The sequence below is a fragment of the Enterobacter sp. WPR_3_1 genome (assembly GCF_003635055.1).
Lineage (GTDB): Bacteria > Pseudomonadota > Gammaproteobacteria > Enterobacterales > Enterobacteriaceae > Enterobacter > Enterobacter ludwigii.
Genome location: NZ_RBXU01000011.1, coordinates 102,746 through 126,367, shown reverse-complemented (window position 1 = coordinate 126,367; position 23,622 = coordinate 102,746). Strand labels below are relative to the sequence as shown.

16 protein-coding genes are annotated in these 23,622 nt (G+C 55.0%); 10 read left to right on the top strand and 6 right to left on the bottom strand.

Features of this window, described 5'->3' with window-relative positions; all coding sequences use genetic code 11:
- Positions 1 to 14: 14 nt before the first annotated feature.
- The 3 genes from cydC to trxB all read right to left on the bottom strand — a co-directional run bounded on the left by cydC (position 15) and on the right by trxB (position 4,585).
- The gene (gene cydC, locus BJ887_RS14645; RefSeq protein ID WP_121340044.1) at positions 15 to 1,736 is read right to left on the bottom strand and encodes a cysteine/glutathione ABC transporter ATP-binding protein/permease CydC; all 1,722 of its coding nucleotides are present in this window, start codon (positions 1,734 to 1,736) and stop codon (positions 15 to 17) included.
- Positions 1,736 to 3,502: a cysteine/glutathione ABC transporter permease/ATP-binding protein CydD gene (cydD, locus tag BJ887_RS14640; RefSeq protein WP_121340043.1), complete on the bottom strand. Its 1,767-nt coding sequence runs from the start codon at positions 3,500 to 3,502 to the stop codon at positions 1,736 to 1,738. Before cydD ends, cydC begins: the two co-directional genes overlap by 1 nt.
- A 114-nt stretch (positions 3,503 to 3,616) precedes the next feature.
- Positions 3,617 to 4,585 carry a thioredoxin-disulfide reductase gene (gene trxB, locus BJ887_RS14635; RefSeq protein WP_025204565.1) on the bottom strand — a complete coding sequence of 323 codons (969 nt, stop codon included), beginning with the start codon at positions 4,583 to 4,585 and terminating at the stop codon, positions 3,617 to 3,619.
- Positions 4,586 to 5,129: 544 nt separating this feature from the next.
- Between trxB and lrp the strand changes: the two genes are divergently transcribed.
- The 10 genes from lrp to BJ887_RS14580 all read left to right on the top strand — a co-directional run bounded on the left by lrp (position 5,130) and on the right by BJ887_RS14580 (position 19,250).
- Positions 5,130 to 5,624 (top strand): leucine-responsive transcriptional regulator Lrp, encoded by a 495-nt coding sequence (gene lrp / locus BJ887_RS14625; RefSeq protein ID WP_000228469.1) that lies wholly within the window; start codon positions 5,130 to 5,132, stop codon positions 5,622 to 5,624.
- Between the two features lie 135 nt (positions 5,625 to 5,759).
- Positions 5,760 to 9,557: a DNA translocase FtsK gene (gene ftsK, locus BJ887_RS14620; RefSeq protein WP_121340042.1), complete on the top strand. Its 3,798-nt coding sequence runs from the start codon at positions 5,760 to 5,762 to the stop codon at positions 9,555 to 9,557.
- A gap of 127 nt (positions 9,558 to 9,684) precedes the next feature.
- Positions 9,685 to 10,299, top strand: coding sequence for an outer membrane lipoprotein chaperone LolA (gene lolA, locus BJ887_RS14615; RefSeq protein WP_014169368.1), 615 nt, complete (start codon positions 9,685 to 9,687; stop codon positions 10,297 to 10,299).
- A gap of 9 nt (positions 10,300 to 10,308) precedes the next feature.
- Positions 10,309 to 11,652 (top strand): replication-associated recombination protein RarA, encoded by a 1,344-nt coding sequence (gene rarA, locus BJ887_RS14610; RefSeq protein ID WP_014169370.1) that lies wholly within the window; start codon positions 10,309 to 10,311, stop codon positions 11,650 to 11,652.
- Between the two features lie 92 nt (positions 11,653 to 11,744).
- Complete coding sequence (gene serS, locus BJ887_RS14605; protein ID WP_008499983.1) at positions 11,745 to 13,037, top strand: serine--tRNA ligase; 1,293 nt, start codon at positions 11,745 to 11,747, stop codon at positions 13,035 to 13,037.
- Between the two features lie 210 nt (positions 13,038 to 13,247).
- Positions 13,248 to 15,689, top strand: a complete 2,442-nt coding sequence (gene dmsA, locus BJ887_RS14600; protein ID WP_040017048.1) for a dimethylsulfoxide reductase subunit A — start codon at positions 13,248 to 13,250, stop codon at positions 15,687 to 15,689.
- A 10-nt stretch (positions 15,690 to 15,699) separates the two neighbouring features.
- Entirely contained in the window at positions 15,700 to 16,317 is a 618-nt protein-coding gene (locus BJ887_RS14595; protein WP_020884826.1) for a DMSO/selenate family reductase complex B subunit, read from the top strand.
- Position 16,318: 1 nt separating this feature from the next.
- Positions 16,319 to 17,182, top strand: coding sequence for a dimethyl sulfoxide reductase anchor subunit family protein (locus BJ887_RS14590; RefSeq protein WP_014169375.1), 864 nt, complete (start codon positions 16,319 to 16,321; stop codon positions 17,180 to 17,182).
- Positions 17,183 to 17,456: 274 nt separating this feature from the next.
- Positions 17,457 to 18,605 carry an MFS transporter gene (locus BJ887_RS14585; protein ID WP_014169376.1) on the top strand — a complete coding sequence of 383 codons (1,149 nt, stop codon included), beginning with the start codon at positions 17,457 to 17,459 and terminating at the stop codon, positions 18,603 to 18,605.
- A 123-nt stretch (positions 18,606 to 18,728) separates the two neighbouring features.
- On the top strand, positions 18,729 to 19,250 hold the full coding sequence (locus BJ887_RS14580; protein ID WP_020884824.1) for an anti-virulence regulator CigR family protein: 522 nt from the start codon (positions 18,729 to 18,731) through the stop codon (positions 19,248 to 19,250).
- A 34-nt stretch (positions 19,251 to 19,284) separates the two neighbouring features.
- Here BJ887_RS14580 and pflA read toward each other — a convergent pair whose 3' ends face one another.
- From pflA to focA, 3 genes are all read right to left on the bottom strand, one after another.
- Entirely contained in the window at positions 19,285 to 20,025 is a 741-nt protein-coding gene (gene pflA / locus BJ887_RS14575; protein WP_020884823.1) for a pyruvate formate lyase 1-activating protein, read from the bottom strand.
- 204 nt (positions 20,026 to 20,229) lie between these two features.
- The gene (gene pflB / locus BJ887_RS14570; protein WP_014169380.1) at positions 20,230 to 22,512 is read right to left on the bottom strand and encodes a formate C-acetyltransferase; all 2,283 of its coding nucleotides are present in this window, start codon (positions 22,510 to 22,512) and stop codon (positions 20,230 to 20,232) included.
- 51 nt (positions 22,513 to 22,563) lie between these two features.
- Positions 22,564 to 23,421 carry a formate transporter FocA gene (gene focA / locus BJ887_RS14565; RefSeq protein ID WP_025204555.1) on the bottom strand — a complete coding sequence of 286 codons (858 nt, stop codon included), beginning with the start codon at positions 23,419 to 23,421 and terminating at the stop codon, positions 22,564 to 22,566.
- Between the last annotated feature and the right edge of the window lie 201 nt (positions 23,422 to 23,622).

Below are 23,622 nucleotides of genomic sequence, written 5' to 3'. Positions count from 1 at the left end.
GGTACAAATATAGTCTACAGACGCTGTTTAAACTGGTAGTAGCGACCCTGTTTCGCCAACAGTTCTGTGTGACTACCTTGCTCAATAATATGTCCGTTGTCCATCACAATTATCTGATCAAAACTCGCCAGCCCGCGCAGGCGGTGGGTGACCATCAGCACGGTTTTTCCGGTCATAACATGGGCCAGTAAATCAAGGATTTGGCTCTCGGTTGTTGCGTCCAGCCCTTCGGTGGGCTCATCAAGCAGCATCAGCGGTGCATCATGCAGCAACGCGCGTGCAATCGCCAGACGGCGCAACTCGCCGCCGGAGAGCTGACGACCGCCTTCCCCGAGCCAGCCGTTCAGCCCGTCGTTCTCAAGCAGTTTTTGCAGCCCAACCTGCTCCAGCATGGCGCGCAGATCATCGTCGGAGGCCTGAGGTGCCGCGAGCAGCAGGTTATCACGCAGCGTCGCGCTGAAGAGGTGCACGCGCTGCGGAACCACGCTCACGGTCTTGCGCAGCGTCTGTTCGCTGAAGTCGGTCAGCGGCGTATCGTTAAACCGAATCTGACCGTGCTGCGGATCCCAGGCGCGGGTCAGCAGTTGAAGAAGGGTGGATTTACCGCAACCGGTACGACCGAGGAGCGCAATCCGCTGGCCTGCTTTAACAGACAGCGTGATCCCATCCAGCGCGTTCTGCGCCTGTTTTTCATAGGCAAAGGTGACGTTATCCAGGGTCAGCGCAACCTGCGCCGGCACGGCGGTCTGAGCGCCGCTGAATGTAACCTCCGGCTCCTGCTCGGCAATCTGGGTGATGCGCAGGGCAGAAGCGATGACCTGTCCGAGATGCTGGAAGGCGCCCGTCACCGGGGCCAGCGCTTCAAACGCGGCCAGGGCGCAGAAAACGAAGAGGGCAATCAGAGGGCCGGGCTGGGTATTCCCACCTACGCCACCTGAAGCCATCCACAGCATGGCGATGACCGCCACGCCGCCGATTAACATCATCAACGCCTGGGAGAATGCCGTCAGCTCCGACTGGCGGCGCTGGGCTTCATGCCAGTTCAGCTCAGTGCTTTCCATTTGACTGCGATAACGCGTGCTGGCACCAAAAATGGTCAGTTCCGCCTGTCCCTGCAGCCAGGATGTCAGCTGCTGTCGGTAGTCGCCGCGCAGTCGCGTCAGGTTCTCGCCGGTGGATTTACCTGCACGATAAAACAGCGGTGGCAGGATAATCAGCGTCAGCAGCATAATGCCACCCAGCGTGAGCGCAACGGGAACGTCCAGAACCGACAACCCCAGCGTGACCACCACAATCACCACAAACGCCCCCACGATGGGTGAGATCACGCGCAGGTAAAGGTGATCCAGCGTGTCGACATCGGCTACGACACGGTTGAGTAACTCACCCTGACGAAAACGTGCCAGCCCGGCAGGGGAGAGGGGTAGCAGTTTGCTGAAGGTGTAAATGCGCAGGTGCTGTAGCACGCGGAAAGTGGCGTCGTGGCTGACAAGACGCTCAAAATAACGTCCGGCAGTACGCGTGATTGCGGTGCCGCGAACGCCTGCCGCCGGAAGCATATAGTTAAAGCTGTATAAACCCGCGAACCCCGCGACGGCCGAAGCGGACAAGAACCAGCCGGAGAGCGTAAGCAGACCGATGCTGGCAAGCAGGGTAATAATCGCCAGCACAATGCCCAGCAGCAGCATCCATTTATGGCGTTTATAGAGCGCAAGATAGGGAAGCAGAGCACGCATCAGATATCCTCCTGACGGTTTGCCAGCAGGGTGGCAAACGGGCCCTGCGCGGCAACGAGAGAGGCGTAATCGCCTTGCTCAACAATATGACCATTTTCCATGACCCAAATCTGATCCCAGTCAGCAATACCTTCCAGCTGATGGGTGACCATCAGGGTGGTCTGCTGTCGCGAGGCCGCATTCAGGGCATCCATGACGCGTTGCTCACTGTGTGCGTCAAGGCTCGCTGCTGGCTCGTCGAGCAGCATGAGCTGGCATGGGTTAAGCAGCGCACGGGCAACCGCCACACGCTGGGCCTGACCGACTGACAGGCCGGCAGACTGGTCACCGACAACGGTATCGACACCCTGCGGAAGCTGCGGCAGAAACTCGCTGACCCAGGCGCGGTCGAGCACGGATTGCAGTTCATCGTCACGCGCATCCGGGCGAGCCAGCAGCACATTGTCTCGCAGCGTGGCGGCAGGAAGCTGAGGGTTTTGTCCCACCCAGCTAAGCTGTTTACGCCAGGCAAGCGGATCGAGATCGCGCAGTTCAGTTTGGTTGATCCGCAGCGATCCGGTGTAGGCCATAAAACCCGATAGCGCATTGAGCAGAGAGCTTTTCCCTGAACCGCTAATGCCTACGAGCACCACACGTTTTCCGGCCGGAAGGGTAAAGTTAAGCGGGCCTGCCAGCACGTTGCCTTCAGGCGACAGAATGGAGAAATCACGCGCTTCAAGGGTAACCGGCTCTTTGGCGTTCAGGGTCACGTCACCGCGTTCCGGATGCGCCAGTGGCGTTTCCATAAACGTCTTCAGGCTGTCAGCCGCGCCCACGGCCTGCGCTTTTGCATGATAGAAGGTGCCCAGATCGCGAAGCGGCTGGAAAAATTCGGGGGCCAGTATCAGCGCAAGGAAACCGGCTGAAAGGGTCACCGCCGTGCCGTAGTGGCCAAAGTCCAGCGCGCCGAGATACGAGAAGCCAAAGTAGACTGCCACGAGCGCAATCGACAGCGAGGTAAAGAATTCGAGTACGCCGGAGGAGAGGAACGCCAGACGTAACACTTCCATGGTGCGCTGACGGAAATCCTGCGATGCGAGGCGGATATTTTCAGTTTCCGCTTCACCGCGGCCAAAAATGCGCAACGTTTCCATGCCGCGCAGACGGTCAAGGAAATGGCCGCTTAAGCGACCCAGAGCCAGAAAGTTACGTCGGTTAGCGTCCGCGGCACCCATGCCCACCAGCGCCATAAACAGCGGGATCAGCGGGGCTGTGCCCAGCAGGATCAGCGCTGCCATCCAGTTGACCGGGAAAATGGCGATGACAATCAGCAACGGAACGAAGACGGCTAGCGCCATCTGTGGCAGATAGCGCGCATAGTAGTCATGCATATCGTCAATCTGCTCAAGGATCAGCGTCGCCCAGCTTCCCGCGGGTTTACCCTGGATCCACGCCGGACCGGCCTCCTGAAGGCGGTCAAGCACCTTGCGGCGGATCTCATAGCGGATATGCTGTCCGGCGTGAAAACCCACGCGCTCACGCAGCCAGACCACCCAGGCACGAAGAACAAAAATCAGGATCAGGACGATAAAGGGCAACAGGAGCGCTTCGCGCGGAATGTTCTCCATGATCATGTGATTAAGAATGCGGGCCAGCAGCCATGCCTGGGCAACAATCAACAGACCACTGACAAACCCCAGAAAACGGGAGATGGTTAGCCAGCGGCGGGAAAGAACGCTTTGCTGTTTCAGCCAGCGTGTTAACTCTTGTTGACGGGTTTTTTCCATTGCGTACTTAGCAGGTGACGTTATTAGAAGTTGGGCAGCGCAATGTTACAACGGAGAGACAATAAAGGCGACTTATCGCCGCCTTTATTTACGTTTGTTACTGACTTGTAAAGATTATTTACCTTGTTCCGCCAGGCCGTCGAGGTAGCGTTCAGCGTCCAGCGCGGCCATACAGCCGGTGCCAGCAGAGGTGATCGCCTGACGGTAGATATGGTCCATCACATCGCCAGCAGCGAATACGCCAGGTATGCTGGTCTGGGTCGCGTTGCCGTGAATACCGGACTGCACTTTGATGTAGCCGTTTTCCAGCTCCAGTTGCCCCTCGAAAATCGCGGTGTTCGGGCTGTGACCGATCGCCACAAACAGACCCGCCACTTCCAGCGTTTCGACGTTATCGGTGTTCTGGGTATCACGAATACGCAGACCGGCAACGCCCATCTGATCGCCCGTGACTTCTTCCAGGGTACGGTTGGTGTGCAGCACGATATTGCCACTCGCCACTTTATCCATCAGACGTTTGATCAGGATCTTCTCTGCGCGGAAGGTGTCACGACGGTGGATCAGGTGCACTTCAGAGGCGATGTTCGCCAGATAAAGGGCTTCTTCCACGGCAGTGTTGCCGCCACCGATAACCGCCACTTTCTGGTTGCGATAGAAGAAACCATCGCAGGTTGCGCAGGCGGAGACGCCACGGCCTTTGAATGCTTCTTCAGACGGCAGACCGAGGTAACGGGCAGAAGCGCCGGTCGCGATGATCAGCGCATCACAGGTGTACTCGCCGCTGTCGCCCGTCAGACGGAACGGACGGTTCTGCAGGTCAACCTTGTTGATATGATCGAACAGAATTTCGGTTTCGAATTTCGTCGCATGCTCGTGCATACGCTCCATCAGCAGCGGCCCGGTCAGGTCGTTCGGGTCGCCTGGCCAGTTTTCCACTTCCGTGGTGGTGGTCAGCTGACCGCCTTTTTCCATGCCGGTAATCAGAACCGGTTGCAGGTTAGCGCGTGCAGCATAGACCGCCGCGGTATATCCCGCAGGTCCAGAACCAAGAATTAGCAGCTTACTGTGTTTGGCCGTGCCCATGAGATCCCCATTGTTGTTGGCAGACATTTGGCTGGATTGTAGGGAATTTGTTGCCGTAAAAAAAGAGCGCAGCAATTTTGATATCGATATGTGCAATAGCCAGCGACGATGAATTAAGCGCTATAACATCACGCTTTGCGCCGAAATTCGCTCGTTTGTACGGCAATAAAATGAGGATTAATACCCTGCCGTAATGAATATCCGGCATGTTGTACTAAAAATCGATGTTTTGCTTTGACAATCCCCTGCGCTTTTGCGAAAACATTCAAGGAAGAAAAAAAACCGCGTTAACCGCATGCCGCATAGGCATGCACGTAAATGCCATTTTTACCGGGTCAGTGAAATCTACGCATGGCGTGGACAGACGCCATACGTGATATCGGTGACTGCCTTCGGGCAACGGTCTTCTTACCAACAGAACCCGAATCCGCATCGCGTCTAATACATAGCCAGGCGATGTGATGACTAACGGGTACAGGCTCTGAACAGTGATGTGCACAGGGTCCAGGCAGGAGTAGGGAAGGAATACAGAGAGACAATAATAATGGTAGATAGCAAGAAGCGCCCTGGCAAAGATCTCGACCGTATCGATCGTAACATTCTTAATGAATTGCAAAAGGATGGGCGTATTTCCAACGTCGAGCTTTCAAAACGTGTGGGACTTTCCCCGACGCCGTGCCTTGAGCGTGTGCGCCGACTGGAAAGACAGGGTTTCATTCAGGGCTATACGGCTCTGTTGAACCCGCATTATCTGGATGCCTCACTTCTGGTATTTGTTGAGATTACTCTGAATCGTGGTGCGCCGGATGTGTTTGAGCAATTTAACGCCGCTGTACAAAAACTTGAAGAAATTCAAGAGTGTCATCTGGTATCCGGTGATTTCGACTACCTGTTGAAAACCCGTGTGCCTGATATGTCCGCCTACCGTAAGCTGCTGGGTGAAACCCTGCTGCGTCTGCCGGGCGTGAATGACACCCGTACCTATGTGGTGATGGAAGAAGTCAAACAGAGCAATCGTCTGGTTATTAAGACGCGCTAACACGGAACAGGTGCAAAATCAGTGTAGTTTGATTACACTCCTGTTAATCCATACAGCAACAGTGCCGGGGATACCCGGCGCTGTTGTCCGTTTTAGCAAACAGGCAGGATATGCCTGATACCTGGAGAGCCTTTCTTGAGCCAGGAATACACTGAAGACAAAGAAGTCACATTATCGAAGCTAAGCAGCGGACGTCGTCTCCTCGAGGCTTTGCTGATTGTTATTGCCCTTTTTGCCGTCTGGCTGATGGCAGCCCTACTCAGTTTCAACCCCTCAGATCCCAGCTGGTCACAAACCGCCTGGCATGAGCCTATCCATAACTTAGGCGGTGTTCCCGGCGCCTGGCTTGCAGATACGCTCTTCTTCATTTTCGGGGTGATGGCCTACACCCTTCCCGTCATTATCATTGGCGGATGCTGGTTTGCCTGGCGCCATCGTCAAAACGATGACTATATCGACTATTTCGCGGTGTCGCTGCGCCTGATTGGCGCACTGGCGCTGATCCTCACCTCGTGTGGGCTGGCGGCTATCAACGCCGATGATATCTGGTATTTCGCCTCTGGCGGGGTGATCGGCAGCCTGTTGAGTTCTGCGCTACAGCCCATGCTTCACAGCAGCGGTGGCACGCTTGCGTTGCTCTGCATCTGGGCGGCAGGACTGACGCTGTTCACCGGCTGGTCGTGGGTGAGCATCGCTGAGAAGATCGGCAGCTTTATCCTCACCCTCCTGACCTTCGCCAGCAACCGTACCCGTCGCGACGATACGTGGGTTGACGAAGATGAATATGAAGATGAGTACGAAGAGGAAGACGATGCTCCCGTTCAGCGTCGCGAATCTCGTCGTGCCCGCATTATGCGCGGCGCGCTGGCGCGTCGTCAGCGTGTTGCCGAGAAATTTGCCAACCCGCTAGGCCGTAAAACCGATGCGGCGCTCTTCTCCGGCAAACGCATGGATGAAGACGATCAGGTTGAATATCGTGCAGCCGGTGCGGCTGTCGATCCAAACGATGTGCTCTTCTCCGGCAACCGTGCCACGCCGGGGGCGTTTGATGAATACGACCCGCTGTTAAATGGCCACTCCGTGACCGAGCCGGTCGCTGCAGCGGCCGCCGCCACTACGGCTTCACAGGCGTATGCCGCTCCAGCCGATGCGGTGATGCCTTCAGCACCGGTTCCACCACCCGAATCCGCCATTCAGCAACCTCAGGTGGAGTGGCAAACCGCCCCTGGCGTTCATACGCCTGAGCCGGTTATTGCGCCAGAGCCAGAGAGCTATATTCCTGTCCAGCAGGAAGCCTGGCAGCAGCCTTATCAGCCGGAGCCGGCATATGAGCCTCAGGGATATCCGCAGTACGCGCAGCCTGCCGCACAGCCTCATCAGGAGTACGTGCCGGAGCCGGTTGAACCTGAACAGCCATACGTAGCGCCTCAGCCAGAGCCTGACGTGGTGGAAGAGGCGAAACCGTCTCGTCCGCCATTGTACTATTTTGAAGAGGTCGAAGAGCGTCGTGCCCGCGAGCGTGAACAGCTGGCGGCCTGGTATCAGCCTGTGCCTGAACCGGTGCAGGAGCCTGTAACCAAAGCACCTTCTGTTTCGGTTCCTCCGGTTGATCCAACGCCTGCCGTTGCACCTGTTGCTGAAAGCGTGAAGCAGGCTACAGCGGCAGCCGCCGCGGCTGCCCCGGTCTTTAGCCTCGCCACAGGCGGTGCGCCACGTCCACAGGTGAAAGAGGGCATTGGCCCGCAGTTACCTCGCCCAAACCGTGTTCGCGTGCCAACGCGGCGTGAGCTGGCCTCCTACGGTATTAAGCTGCCTTCTCAGCGTATGGCTGAGGAGAAAGCGCGCGAGAATGAGTATGAAGATGACGTTGATGAAATGCATCAGGATGAACTGGCGCGCCAGTTCGCCGCGCAGCAGCATCAGCGCTATGGCGAAGAATACCAGCATGAAGTGCATCATCCGCAAGACGAAGATGACGCGGCTGAGGCGGAATTAGCGCGCCAGTTCGCGGCCACGCAGCAGCAGCGTTATGCCGGTGAGCAGCCTGCTGGAGCGAATCCGTTCTCGCTGTCGGATTTTGAATTCTCCCCAATAAAAGATCTGGTTGATGATGGCCCGAGCGAGCCGCTGTTCACGCCGAGCGTGATGCCGGACGCTGAACCGACGCGTCCGCAGACTGCGCCAGCGCCGCAAGCGTATGCACAGCCGCAACAACCGGCACCGCAAGCGTATGCACAACCGCAGCAACCGGCGCCGCAGGCGTATGCACAGCCGCAACAACCGGCACCGCAGGCGCATGCACAGCCGCAGCAACCGGCGCCGCAGGCTTACGCGCAACCGCAGCAGCCACCACAGCCGCCGCAGTTCCAGCAGCCTCAGGCACAGCCGCAGGAGAGTCTCATTCACCCGCTGCTGATGCGTAACGGCGACAGCCGTCCGTTGCAGCGTCCAAGCACGCCTCTGCCGTCGCTGGATCTGTTAACCCCACCGCCGGCTGAAGTCGAGCCGGTCGATACCTTTGCTCTTGAGCAGATGGCACGTCTGGTGGAAGCGCGTCTGGCGGACTTCCGTATCAAGGCTGATGTCGTCAACTACTCCCCAGGGCCGGTGATCACTCGCTTCGAACTTAATCTGGCACCAGGCGTAAAAGCCGCGCGTATTTCTAACCTTTCCCGTGACCTGGCGCGTTCTCTGTCGACCGTGGCGGTGCGTGTTGTAGAGGTTATTCCGGGTAAACCTTATGTTGGTCTTGAACTGCCGAATAAGAAACGTCAGACCGTTTACCTGCGCGAAGTCCTGGATAACGCGAAGTTCCGCGATAACCCGTCACCGCTGAGCGTGGTTCTGGGTAAAGATATTGCGGGCGAGCCGGTGGTGGCCGATCTGGCAAAAATGCCTCACCTGCTGGTGGCAGGTACCACCGGCTCCGGTAAATCCGTCGGTGTGAACGCCATGATCCTCAGCATGCTCTATAAAGCGCAGCCGGAAGATGTTCGTTTCATCATGATCGACCCGAAAATGCTGGAACTGTCGGTCTATGAAGGTATCCCGCATCTGCTGACAGAAGTGGTTACCGACATGAAAGACGCGGCCAATGCTCTGCGCTGGAGCGTTAATGAGATGGAGCGTCGCTACAAGCTGATGTCTGCGCTGGGCGTGCGTAACCTTGCCGGTTATAACGAGAAAATCGCCGAGGCGGCACGGATGGGCCGTCCGATTCCGGACCCTTACTGGAAACCGGGCGACAGCATGGATGCCCAACATCCGGTGCTGGAAAAACTGCCTTACATCGTCGTGCTGGTGGATGAGTTCGCTGACCTGATGATGACCGTCGGTAAAAAAGTGGAAGAGCTGATTGCACGTCTGGCGCAGAAAGCGCGTGCGGCCGGCATCCACCTGGTTCTGGCGACGCAGCGTCCGTCTGTGGACGTTATTACGGGTCTGATCAAAGCGAACATTCCAACCCGTATCGCGTTTACCGTATCGAGCAAAATTGACTCGCGTACTATTCTCGACCAGGGTGGCGCGGAGTCGCTGCTGGGTATGGGGGACATGCTTTACTCTGGCCCGAACTCCACCTCTCCGGTGCGTGTTCACGGCGCATTTGTTCGCGACCAGGAAGTTCACGCCGTGGTGCAGGACTGGAAAGCGCGCGGTCGTCCGCAATATGTTGATGGCATTACCTCCGACAGCGAAAGCGAAGGCGGCGGTGGTGGCCTGGACGGCGGCGAGGAGCTGGATCCGTTATTCGACCAGGCGGTTAACTTCGTCACCGAAAAACGTAAAGCCTCTATCTCGGGTGTGCAGCGTCAGTTCCGCATCGGCTACAACCGCGCAGCGCGCATCATCGAGCAGATGGAAGCGCAGGGCATTGTGAGCGAGCAGGGGCACAACGGTAACCGTGAGGTGCTGGCACCGCCGCCGTTTGATTAACCTTCAGTGATTGCAAAGAAGGGTAAATCAGCCAAAATTAAGCATTTTCTTCTGTCGCCTGCCTTCGGGCAGGTACACAATAGAGGGCAGAACCCCATATCGGGATGACGTATTTTAAGGAATAACAATGAAAAAAATCGCAATCGCCTGTGCATTACTCACCAGTTTTGTCGCCAGCAGCGTCTGGGCTGATGCGGCAAGCGACCTTAAAAGCCGACTGGATAAAGTGAGCAGTTTCCACGCCAGCTTCACGCAAAAAGTGACTGACGGCAGTGGCAATGCGGTGCAGGAAGGTCAGGGGGATTTGTGGGTAAAACGCCCGAATCTGTTTAACTGGCATATGACTCAGCCGGATGAGAGCATCCTGGTTTCTGACGGTAAGACCCTGTGGTTCTACAACCCGTTTGTCGAGCAGGCTACCGCGACCTGGCTGAAAGACGCGACCAGCAATACGCCTTTCATGCTGATTGCGCGTAACCAGTCCAGCGACTGGCAGCAGTACAATATCAAACAGAATGGTGATGAGTTTGTTCTGACGCCGAAAGGCAGCAATGGCAACCTGAAACAGTTCACCATCAACGTGAGCACCAACGGAACCATCAATCAGTTTGGTGCGGTTGAGCAGGACGACCAGCGTAGCAGCTACCAGCTCAAGACCCAGCAAAACGGCGCGGTTGACGCGTCTAAATTCACCTTTACCCCGCCGCAGGGCGTAACGGTGGACGATCAGCGCAACAAGTAAGAGGCATGAGTGAGCAATCTGTCGCTCGATTTTTCTGAGAATGCGTTTCAACCTCTGGCCGCTCGTATGCGGCCAGAAAATTTAGCGCAGTACATCGGCCAGCAACACCTGCTGGCTGCGGGGAAACCCTTGCCGCGTGCTATTGAGGCCGGGCATCTGCACTCCATGATCCTCTGGGGCCCACCCGGTACAGGCAAAACCACGCTCGCGGAAGTTATCGCCCGCTATGCTAACGCGGATGTCGAGCGCATCTCGGCGGTCACGTCCGGCGTGAAGGAGATCCGCGAGGCGATTGAACGTGCGCGGCAAAACCGCAATGCCGGGCGACGTACCATTCTCTTTGTCGACGAAGTTCACCGTTTCAATAAAAGCCAGCAGGATGCTTTCCTGCCGCACATTGAAGACGGCACCATTTTCTTCATCGGTGCCACCACCGAAAACCCGTCGTTTGAGCTCAATTCCGCACTGCTTTCCCGTGCACGTGTTTACCTGCTCAAATCCCTGACCGTGGAGGATATTGAACAGGTTCTCACGCAGGCGATGAACGATAACGCGCGCGGCTACGGCGGGCAGGATATCGTTCTGCCTGACGACACGCGCCGGGCGATCGCTGAACTGGTTAACGGCGACGCCCGCCGGGCACTCAATACGCTGGAAATGATGGCCGATATGGCCGAAGTGGATGCGTCCGGCAAACGGGTACTGAAACCGGCGTTGCTCACCGAAATCGCCGGGGAGCGCAGCGCGCGTTTCGACAATAAAGGCGATCGGTTTTACGATCTAATTTCGGCACTGCATAAGTCCGTGCGCGGCAGCGCGCCCGATGCGGCGCTTTACTGGTATGCCCGCATTATCACCGCCGGTGGCGATCCGCTGTATGTGGCCCGTCGCTGCCTGGCGATTGCCTCTGAAGATGTCGGGAATGCCGACCCGCGCGCCATGCAGGTGGCTATTTCGGCCTGGGACTGTTTTACCCGCGTCGGGCCTGCTGAAGGCGAGCGTGCTATCGCTCAGGCGATTGTTTATCTGGCCTGCGCACCGAAAAGTAACGCTGTCTATACCGCCTTTAAAGCGGCCATGTCCGACGCTCGTGAACGCCCGGATTATGACGTGCCGGTACATCTGCGCAATGCGCCGACCAAACTGATGAAAGAGATGGGGTATGGGCAGGAGTACCGCTACGCCCACGACGAACCCAATGCCTACGCCGCCGGGGAGGAATATTTCCCGCAGGAGATGGCACAAACCCGCTATTATCACCCCACAAACAGAGGTCTTGAAGGCAAGATTGGCGAAAAGCTCGCCTGGCTCGCCGGACAGGATCAAAATAGCCCTATAAAACGCTACCGTTAGTGCGATCGTTGCGGTAATGTTGGCAATGTATCCCTGTGGCCGCAGGCTGTGGTCACATTTTCCTATTTTAATTCGATAAGCACAGGATAAGCATGCTCGATCCCAATCTGCTGCGTAATGAGCCAGACGCAGTCGCTGAAAAACTGGCACGCCGGGGCTTTAAGCTGGATGTAGATAAGCTGCGCGCTCTTGAAGAGCGTCGTAAAGTTCTGCAGGTACAAACTGAAAATCTGCAGGCAGAGCGTAATTCTCGATCGAAATCCATCGGCCAGGCGAAAGCGCGCGGGGAAGACATTGAGCCATTACGCCTGGAAGTGAACAAACTGGGTGAAGAGCTGGATCAGGCGAAAGCGGAGCTGGACGTGCTTCAGGCCGAGATCCGTGATATCGCGCTGGCGATCCCGAACATTCCTGACGATAGCGTACCTGTCGGTAAAGATGAAAACGACAACGTTGAAGTGAAACGCTGGGGCACGCCTCGCGAGTTCGACTTCGAGGTTCGCGATCATGTGACCCTGGGCGAAATGCATGCCGGCCTGGACTTTGCGGCCGCAGTTAAGCTGACCGGTTCTCGCTTCGTTGTGATGAAAGGCCAGATTGCTCATCTGCATCGCGCTCTGGCGCAGTTTATGCTGGATCTGCACACCGAGCAGCACGGCTACAGCGAAACCTACGTCCCGTATCTGGTTAACCACGATACGCTGTACGGTACTGGCCAGCTGCCAAAATTTGCCGGCGATCTGTTCCACACCCGTCCGCTGGACGAGGAAGCTGACAGCAGCAACTACGCGCTGATCCCAACTGCGGAAGTGCCGCTGACTAACCTCGTGCGTGATGAGATCATCGACGAAGACGACCTGCCAATCAAACTGACAGCACACTCTCCGTGCTTCCGTTCTGAAGCGGGTTCTTACGGTCGCGACACCCGTGGTCTGATCCGTATGCACCAGTTCGACAAAGTAGAGATGGTGCAGATTGTCCGCCCGGAAGAGTCGATGGACGCGCTGGAAGAGATGACCGGCCACGCTGAGAAAGTGCTGGAGCTGCTGGGTCTGCCGTACCGTCGTATGGCGCTGTGCACCGGTGATATGGGCTTTGGTGCCTGCAAAACCTTCGACCTGGAAGTCTGGGTTCCTGCGCAGAATACCTACCGTGAAATCTCCTCCTGCTCTAACGTCTGGGATTTCCAGGCGCGTCGTATGCAGGCACGTTGCCGCAGCAAGTCTGACAAGAAAACCCGTCTGGTGCATACCCTGAACGGTTCTGGTCTGGCTGTCGGTCGTACACTGGTTGCCGTGCTGGAAAACTATCAGCAGGCGGACGGTCGTATTGAGATCCCTGAAGTGCTGCGTCCGTACATGAAAGGCCAGCAGTACATCGGTTAATGATTTGACGTGAAACAAAAAAGCGCCTCAGGGCGCTTTTTTATACCTTAGAATTGATACGACGCAATAACCCCTCCCTCCAAAGTAGTAATACTCCTCCGAATGAAAGTCAGCATAAAAAACCAATAACGAAGTTATTCGTTATATATAAAACTATATAGCGGCTTATGCCGCCTCTCTTTTCTTTGTGAGCAACCAAAGTGAGTCTCTATGAAAATCAAAGCGCCTGAAGCGTTAATGGCTGCCGAGGTCACTCGCCGTGGGTTGATGAAAACCACGGCAATTGGTGGTCTGGCCGTTGCCAGCAGCGCCTTTACGCTCCCTTTTTCTCGTCTGGTGTCGGCGGCGGATGCACTGTCCCCGACCACCCCGGAAAAAGTGGTGTGGAGTGCCTGTACCGTAAACTGCGGTAGCCGTTGTCCACTGCGTATGCATGTGGTGGATGGTGAGATTAAATATGTCGAAACCGATAATACCGGGGACGATAACTACGAGGGATTACATCAGGTCCGCGCCTGCCTGCGCGGCCGTTCAATGCGTCGTCGCGTTTATAACCCGGACCGCCTGAAGTACCCGATGAAACGCGTTGGCAAGCGTGGAGAAGGGAAGTTCGAGCGCATTAGCTGGGATGAAGCCTACGACATTATCGCGACGAACATGCAGCGTCTGATCAAAGACTACGGCAACGAATCCATCTATCTGAACTATGGCACCGGGACGCTCGGCGGCACGCTGACCCGCTCCTGGCCACCGGGGAAAACGCTGGTGGCCCGTCTGATGAACTGCTGCGGCGGTTATCTGAACCATTATGGCGACTACTCTTCGGCGCAGATTGCCGCCGGTCTGAACTACACCTACGGTGGCTGGGCTGACGGTAACAGCCCGTCTGATATCGAAAACAGTAAGCTGGTGGTGCTGTTCGGCAACAACCCGGGTGAAACGCGCATGAGCGGTGGCGGGGTAACGTACTACCTCGAACAGGCGCGAGCCAAATCGAATGCCCGCATGATTATTATCGACCCGCGCTATACCGACACCGGTGCAGGGCGTGAAGATGAGTGGATCCCGATTCGTCCAGGCACCGATGCTGCGCTGGTCTCCGCGCTGGCGTGGGTGATGATCACTGAAAATCTGGTCGATCAGCCGTTCCTCGATAAATACTGCGTCGGTTATGACGAGAAAACATTGCCAGCCAGCGCGCCGGCTAATGGCCACTATAAGGCCTATATTCTCGGTCAGGGCAGCGACGGTATTGCCAAAACGCCGGAATGGGCGTCCACCATCACGGGAATTCCGGTAGACCGTATTGTTCAACTGGCACGCGAGATTGGCTCGGCTAAACCGGCCTATATTAGTCAGGGCTGGGGTCCACAGCGTCATGCGAACGGTGAAATTGCCACCCGTGCCATTTCGATGCTCGCCATTCTGACGGGTAACGTGGGCATTCATGGCGGTAACACGGGGGCGCGTGAAGGCTCCTATGAAGTGCCGTTTGAACGTATGCCGACGCTGGAAAACCCGGTTCAGACCAGTATCTCCATGTTTATGTGGACTGATGCCATTGAACGCGGCCCGGAAATGACTGCGCTGCGTGACGGCGTGCGGGGTAAGGACAAACTGGATGTCCCGATCAAGATGATCTGGAACTACGCCGGCAACTGTCTCATCAACCAGCACTCTGAAATTAACCGCACCCATGAAATCCTGCAGGATGACAAGAAGTGCGAGATGATTGTGGTAATCGACTGCCACATGACTTCTTCGGCAAAATATGCCGATATTATTCTCCCGGACTGCACGGCCTCTGAGCAGATGGATTTCGCGCTGGATGCCTCCTGCGGCAACATGTCCTACGTCATCTTTACCGATCAGGCTATTAAACCTCGCTTTGAGTGCAAAACCATCTATGAGATGACCTCTGAGCTGGCGAAACGTCTTGGCGTTGAGCAGCAATTTACTGAGGGGCGCACGCAGGAAGGGTGGATGCGCCATCTGCATGAACTCTCCCGCAAAGCGATCCCTGACCTCCCGGATTTCGATACCTTCCGTGAGCAGGGGATGTACAAACAGCGTGATCCGGAAGGCCATCACGTGGCGTACAAAGCTTTCCGTGACGATCCGCAGGCCAATCCGCTGACCACGCCATCGGGCAAAATTGAAATTTATTCAGAAGAGCTGGCAAAAATTGCCTCTACCTGGGAGTTGCCGGAAGGGGATGTTATCGATCCGCTGCCGATCTACACGCCGGGCTTTGAAAACTACAACGATCCGCTGACCGCGAAATTCCCGCTGCAGTTGACCGGCTTCCACTACAAAGCGCGTGTTCACTCCACCTATGGCAACGTCGACGTACTAAAAGCTGCCTGCCGTCAGGAGATGTGGATTAACCCGATGGATGCCAAAGCCCGTGGGATCAGCAATGGCGACCGCGTGCGCATCTTTAACGGTCGCGGTGAGGTACACATTGAAGCCAAGGTGACTCCGCGCATGATGCCTGGCGTTGTCGCGCTGGGGGAAGGGGCCTGGTATAGCCCGGATGCGAATCGCATCGACCAGGCAGGCAGTATTAACGTACTGACCACGCAGCGTCCGTCGCCACTGGCGAAGGGCAACCCGTCCCACACGAACCTTGTTCAGGTTGAAAAGGTGTAAGGAGTAACCGATGACAACCCAGTATGGATTTTTTATTGATTCCAGCCGCTGCACCGGGTGCAAAACCTGCGAGCTCGCCTGCAAGGATTACAAAGATTTAACCCCGGACGTCAGCTTCCGCCGTATTTACGAATACGCGGGCGGTGACTGGCAGGAAGACAGCGGTGTTTGGCACCAGAACGTGTTTGCCTACTACCTGTCGATTGCCTGCAACCACTGCGAAGACCCGGCCTGCACCAAGGTCTGCCCGAGCGGGGCGATGCACAAGCGTGACGACGGGTTCGTGGTGGTGGATGAAGATGTCTGCATCGGCTGTCGCTACTGCCACATGGCCTGTCCGTACGGTGCCCCGCAGTACAACGCCGCCAAAGGCCATATGACCAAGTGCGACGGCTGCCACACCCGCGTGGCGGACGGCAAAAAGCCGATCTGCGTGGAGTCCTGCCCGCTGCGTGCGCTGGATTTCGGTCCCATTGACGAACTGCGTAAAAAACATGGCCAGCTGGCGGCCGTCGCGCCGCTGCCGTCCGCGCACTTCACGAAGCCAAGCATCGTGATTAAACCTAACGCCAACAGCCGCCCGACAGGGGATACCACCGGCTACCTGGCAAACCCGAAGGAGGTGTGAGATGGGAAGTGGATGGCATGAATGGCCGCTGATGATCTTCACGGTCTTTGGGCAGTGTGTGGCGGGCGGTTTTATTGTCCTCGCGCTGGCGCTGCTGAAAGGGAATCTCACTGCTGAGCAACAACAACGTTTAGTGTTGAGTATGTTTGGCCTGTGGGTGCTGATGGGAATTGGCTTTATTGCCTCTACGCTGCACCTCGGCTCACCAATGCGCGCGTTCAACTCCCTGAACCGGGTGGGCGCGTCGTCACTCAGTAATGAAATCGCCAGCGGGGCGATCTTCTTTGCTGTGGGTGGGCTGGGTTGGCTGCTGGCAGCACTGAAGAAATTGCCGGCAGGGCTGCGCAGCGTGTGGCTGATTGTCACGATGGTGCTGGGCGTGGTGTTTGTGTGGATGATGGTGCGGGTCTATAACACCATCGACACCGTGCCGACCTGGTACAGCATCTGGACGCCGATGAGCTTCTTCCTGACGCTGTTTATTGGTGGGCCGCTTCTTGGCTTCATGCTGCTGCGCGTCGCGGGTGTTGACGGTTGGGCGATGCGTTTGCTGCCTGTCGTTTCACTGCTGGCGCTGGTGGTGAGCGCAGTCGTCACCCTGATGCAGGGCGCGGAGCTGGCAACCATTCACAGCTCTGTTCAGCAGGCATCTGCCCTGGTGCCGGCATACGGCTCGCTGATGGCCTGGCGCGTGGTCCTGCTGGTGGCGGCACTGGTGTGCTGGATTGTGCCTCAGCTTAAGGGGTATCAACCCGCGCTGCCGCTCCTGTCACTGGCTTTTGTGCTGGTCCTCGCAGGTGAACTGATCGGCCGCGGTGTGTTCTACGGTTTGCATATGACCGTAGGTATGGCCGTCGCCAGTTAGCGTTGCCGTGGGTGAGATAAAGCCGGGACGGAGCGCCCGGCTTTTTTTATTTTAATCATGAAATTTTTCGACTGACGTTTTGTTTTTACTTCGGGCATTAATAAATAAAAACAGATACATAATTAATATCTATAGCAGGCGTTGCATTAGCAGGATAAGTTTTTTAAATCGACAGGGAACATATCGTGCGTGGCGGTGAAATCAGTGGATTGACTTTGTTTTTGCCAGTGGCATGATGCGCACGAAATCTGAACTTCCTCACGGTTTTTAATCCATGACCATCTATACCCGGCCAGTGCTTTTATTGCTCTGTGGCCTGCTTCTGCTGACCCTGGCGATCGCAGTGTTAAATACGCTCGTCCCGCTGTGGCTCGCCCATGAAAACTTACCGACCTGGCAGGTGGGTATGGTCAGCTCGTCCTTTTTTACCGGTAACCTGCTGGGTACGCTGGTTACAGGAAGCCTGATTAAACGCTTTGGTTTTAACCGCAGCTATTATCTGGCCTCGCTGCTCTTCGCTGTCGGATGTGCCGGGCTGGGCCTGATGGTCGGCTTCTGGAGCTGGATGGTATGGCGCTTTATCGCCGGAGTGGGTTGCGCGATGATTTGGGTGGTGGTTGAAAGCGCGCTGATGTGCAGCGGCACGTCACGTAACCGCGGACGCCTGCTGGCAGCCTATATGATGGTTTATTACATCGGTACCGTGCTTGGTCAACTGATGGTGAGCAAACTGCCAACCGACCTGATGAGCGTTCTGCCGTGGGTGACGGGAATGGTGCTGGCAGCAATCCTGCCGCTGCTCTTTACGCGCATTGTGAACCAGAACAGCGAACACCAGGAAGCAACCCACGTCTGGCCAATGCTGAGACTGCGTCAGGCGCGTCTTGGCGTTAACGGCTGTATTATCTCCGGAATTGTGCTTGGTTCACTGTATGGCCTGATGCCGCTTTATCTGAACCATCAGGGCGTCAGCGATTCCGGGATTGGGTTCTGGATGGCGGTGATGGTGAGTGCGGGGATTGTCGGTCAGTGGCCGATTGGACGCCTGGCCGATCGCTTTGGTCGCCTGTTGGTGCTGCGTGTTCAGGTTTTCGTGGTGATCATGGGTTGTCTCGCCATGCTCAGCAATGCGGCGATGGCGCCTGCGCTGTTTATTCTGGGTGCCGCAGGTTTTACGCTCTATCCGGTCGCGATGGCCTGGGCCTGTGAGAAAGTTGAACACCACCAGTTAGTGGCAATGAACCAGGCGTTGTTACTGAGCTATACCATTGGCAGCCTGCTGGGACCGACCTTTACCGCGATGCTGATGCAGAATTACTCCGACAATTTGCTGTTTATTATGATCGCCAGCGTATCGTTTATTTATCTCTTAATGCTGTTGCGCAAAGTGGGAGAACACCCGACGCCTGTGGCGCATGCCTGATTAATAAAAAGCCAGTCGATGACTGGCTTTTTTGTCCCCATCACATATAAGACTTTTACGTATTGTTTGTTTATTGCACCAGGCGATAATTCAGGTGAGTTATATCACTAAAAGGCAACAATCATGTCTACTCGTCGTTTTACCACTACCGCTCTGGCAGTAGTGTTGTCTTTAACGTTTGCTGCAGCTCCGGTCATGGCTAACCCGGGTAACGGGAATGGCAGTGGTCACGGGAACAGTGGCGGACAAGGTAATGGCGGCAGTCACGGCAATTCCGGTAGTCATGGCAACGGAAATTCCGGTACCCACGGTAATAAACAAAATAACGGTCAGGAAAATCCAGGTAAATCGAATAAAAGCGTCAGTGACGATGTCGACGCCCGTGTGAGCTTCGATCATGCCCGTCACCTGGCACTCAATTACGGCTTAACAGGTTATGAGTCACTGCCTCCGGGTATTGCGAAAAACCTCGCACGCGGTAAACCGCTCCCTCCGGGCATTGCGAAGAAAACCGTGCCGGCTTCTATGCTGGGCCAGCTTCCTTCCTATCCTGGCTATGAATGGCGTGTCGTCGGTGACGATCTGGTCTTAATTGCGCTGAGTACTGCGGTTGTGACCACCATTATTAATGGCGTCTTCAGATAATATAAAAAAGGCCCGGTTCTCACCGGGCCTTTTCTTAATACATTACCTTGTGGCCGTACTGTTCAAGAATACCTTTCACGCGTTCCATCGTCTCTTTCTTCGGCGGCTTAACACCATCGAGTTTATATTCTTCGCCCATGGCGACCCACTTGTGTTTACCCAGTTCGTGGTAGGGCAGAAGCTCAATTTTCTCAACGTTGCCCATATCGCGGGTAAATTCTCCCAGCCGATGCGCGGAATCGTCATCATCTGACCAGCCAGGTACAACAACATAGCGGATCCAGGTTTTGATGCCTTTCCCGGAGATGTATTTGGCGAACTCCAGCGTACGGTGGTTGGAAACACCCACCAGATTCTGGTGGATCTCATCGTTCATCTGTTTGAGATCGAGCATCACCAGGTCGGTGACGTCGAGCAGTTCATCAATGACCGGATCGTAGCGGCGGACAAAACCGTTTGTATCGAGACAGGTATGAATGCCTTCTTTGCGACAGGCGCGGAACCAGTCGCGCACGAATTCGGCCTGCAGAATGGCTTCACCGCCGGAAGCGGTTACGCCGCCGCCGGATGCGTTCATAAAGTGACGATAGGTCACCACCTCTTTCATCAGTTCTTCGACGGTCACTTCTTTGCCGCCGTGCGTATCCCAGGTGTCACGGTTATGGCAGTACAGGCAGCGCATCAGGCAGCCCTGGAAAAAGGTGATAAAGCGGATACCCGGGCCATCGACAGTACCACAGGATTCAAAGGAGTGAATGCGACCAATAATTGACATTGCGGTGATATCTCCAGCATCGGCCCGTCCGGGGCCTGTGTATGCACAGCTCAAAACCGGCTGTGTTTAAGTCTGTTTTGGCTGTTATCCATAGAGTATAGATAGCGGACAAAAGAGACTGTGATGGAGAGAGTGTTAAAAAGGCCCCACGTATGTGGAGCCTTTATTGTACGCCTTTTAACGCGTGATTTCAGTCAATTCCACTTACATGGACTGAGTGAAAGTACGGGTGATAACGTCCTGCTGTTGTTCTTTCGTCAGGGAGTTAAAACGTACTGCGTAGCCGGATACACGGATGGTCAGCTGAGGATATTTCTCAGGGTGTTCCATCGCATCAAGCAGCATTTCACGGTTCATTACGTTCACGTTCAGGTGCTGACCACCTTCAATGGACGCTTCGTGGTGGAAGTAACCATCCATCAGACCCGCGAGGTTAGTTTTACGTACTTCGTCGTCTTTACCCAGCGCATTTGGCACGATAGAGAAGGTGTAAGAGATACCATCTTTCGCGTAAGCAAACGGCAGTTTAGCGACGGAGGTCAGAGAGGCAACAGCACCTTTCTGGTCACGACCGTGCATTGGGTTAGCACCAGGACCGAATGGCGCACCCGCGCGACGACCGTCCGGAGTGTTACCGGTTTTCTTACCATACACAACGTTAGACGTGATGGTCAGAACAGACTGAGTCGGGATAGCGTTACGGTAAGTGGTCAGTTTCTGAATTTTCTTCATGAAACGTTCAACCAGGTCAACCGCCATGTCATCAACGCGAGAGTCGTTGTTACCAAACTGCGGATATTCGCCTTCGATTTCGAAGTCAACAGCCAGACCGTCTTCGTCACGAATTGGTTTAACTTTCGCATATTTGATTGCAGACAGGGAGTCAGCCGCAACGGACAGACCTGCGATACCACACGCCATGGTGCGGATAACGTCACGGTCATGCAGCGCCATCAGAGAGGCTTCGTAGCTGTACTTGTCGTGCATGTAGTGGATAACGTTCAGGGCAGTGACGTACTGTTTAGCCAGCCAGTCCATGAAGTGATCCATACGCTCCATAACTTCATCGAAGTTCAGAACGTCGCCTTTGATTGGTTCAGACTTAGGACCAACCTGCATTTTCAGTTTTTCATCAACGCCGCCGTTGATTGCGTACAGCATGGTTTTTGCCAGGTTTGCACGCGCACCGAAGAACTGCATTTGTTTACCAACAACCATTGGGCTTACGCAGCATGCGATAGCATAGTCATCGTTGTTGAAGTCCGGACGCATCAGGTCATCGTTCTCGTACTGCAGAGAAGAGGTGTCGATGGACACTTTAGCGGCGAATTTCTTGAAGTTCAGAGGCAGTTTTTCAGACCACAGAACGGTGATGTTCGGCTCCGGAGAAGGACCCATGGTGTACAGGGTGTTCAGGAAGCGGAAGCTGTTTTTGGTAACCAGAGTACGGCCATCAACACCCATACCACCGATAGATTCCGTTGCCCAGATTGGGTCACCAGAGAACAGCTCATCGTATTCAGGGGTACGCAGGAAGCGAACCATACGCAGTTTCATGACCAGGTGGTCAATCATTTCCTGAGCGTCTTGCTCGGTGATTTTGCCCGCTTTCATATCACGTTCGATGTAAGCATCCAGGAAGGTGGATACACGACCGAAGGACATTGCTGCACCGTTCTGAGACTTAACAGCGGCCAGGTAGCCGAAGTAGGTCCACTGGATAGCTTCCTGAGCGTTGGTTGCAGGACCAGAGATATCGCAGCCATATTTAGCCGCCATTTCTTTGATCTGACCCAGCGCGCGATGCTGTTCAGCGATTTCTTCACGCAGACGGATAGTCGCTTCCAGGTTTACACCGTTTTCCAGATCAGACTGCAGGGAAACAAACTGCGCGTATTTGTCTTTCATCAGGAAGTCGATACCGTACAGCGCAACGCGACGGTAGTCACCGATGATACGGCCACGGCCATAGGCATCTGGCAGACCAGTCAGAACGCCAGATTTACGGCAGTTCAGAATGTCTTTGGTGTAAACATCGAATACACCCTGGTTGTGGGTTTTGCGGTATTCGGTGAAGATTTTTTTCAGCATTGGGTCCAGCTCGCGGTTATACGCTTTGCAGGAACCTTCAACCATTTTGATACCACCGAACGGGATGATCGCACGTTTCAGTGGTGCTTCAGTCTGCAGACCAACGATTTTCTCAAGGGCTTTGTTAATGTAGCCAGCATCGTGAGAAGTGATGGTAGAAGCAACGGAGGTGTCAAAATCAACTGGCGCGTGAGTGCGGTTTTCCAGTTTTACGCCTTCCATTACGCTGTCCCACAGCTTGGTGGTCGCGTCAGTTGCACCAGCCAGGAAGGATTCGTCACCTTCATACGGGGTATAGTTTTTCTGAATGAAGTCACGTACGTTTACTTCATTCTGCCAGTCACCTTTCGCAAAACCTTCCCAGGCTGTGGCTAACTTTTCATTAAGCTCGGACATGTAACACCTACCTTCTTAAGTGGATTTTTTATTTACTGCCTGAGATAACCATCAATGATGGTCGTCGCCACGCAGGTAAATGACCCAGTATGTCAACCCAACTAACAGACCCCCACCGATAATGTTCCCGATAGTGACAGGGATCAGGTTATCAGTAATGAAATTCATAATAGTCAGGTGAGAGAAACTTTCCGGGGTTGAACCAACAGCAGTCCAGAACTCCGGGCTTGCAAAGTTGCGGATTACAATTCCCATTGGGATCATAAACATGTTCGCAATACTGTGCTCGAAGCCGCTGGCAACAAACATCGCAACCGGCAGAACCATAATCATGGCTTTATCCATCAGGCTACGACCCGAGTAGCTCATCCAGACAGCCAGGCAGACCATCAGGTTAGCGAGGATGCCGAGAGCAACGGCTTCGATAAATGTGTGGTGCATTTTGTGGTCTGCGGTCTGCAGGACGTTGAGTCCCCAGCCACCGTTGGCGGTCATATACTCGCCAGAGAGCCACATCAACAGAACAAAGAGCAGACAGCCAATCAGGTTGCCAACATAGACATTAAGCCAGTTGCGCGCCAGTTGACCCCAGGTAATTCTTCCGCTGGCTTTTGCCACGACAATCAGCACTGTAGAAGTGAAGAGGTCGGCGCCGCAGATGACGCAAAGAATCAGTCCCAGTGAGAAGCAAATACCGCCAATCAGTTTCGCCATGCCGAAAGGCATCGCGGCAGTACCGGTGGTGGCAGTGATGTAGAAGACAAACGCGATAGAGATGAACACACCAGCCGTGATCGCCAGATAGAACGTCTTCATCGGGTGTTTCGTTGCTTTATAGACACCCGCTTCTTCGGCAACTTTGGCCATAGCAGCTGGGAGTAAAAGATCAAAAGGGTTGTCAGCTTTCACACTAACTCTCTCTTTATTAAGTCGGCGACGAGATACTAACAAAGCATTATAGAAGAGAAATTGATATAGATCATATCTCGCCTGGCTTATAGGCCCGCAATGTGTATGGATTTACAGCAAAAGCGGAGTAAGTATTTGATTATCCGTATAAAAATAAATTTTAAAAGTTATGAAAAGAGTTGAATTATTTCTTTCGGCCAC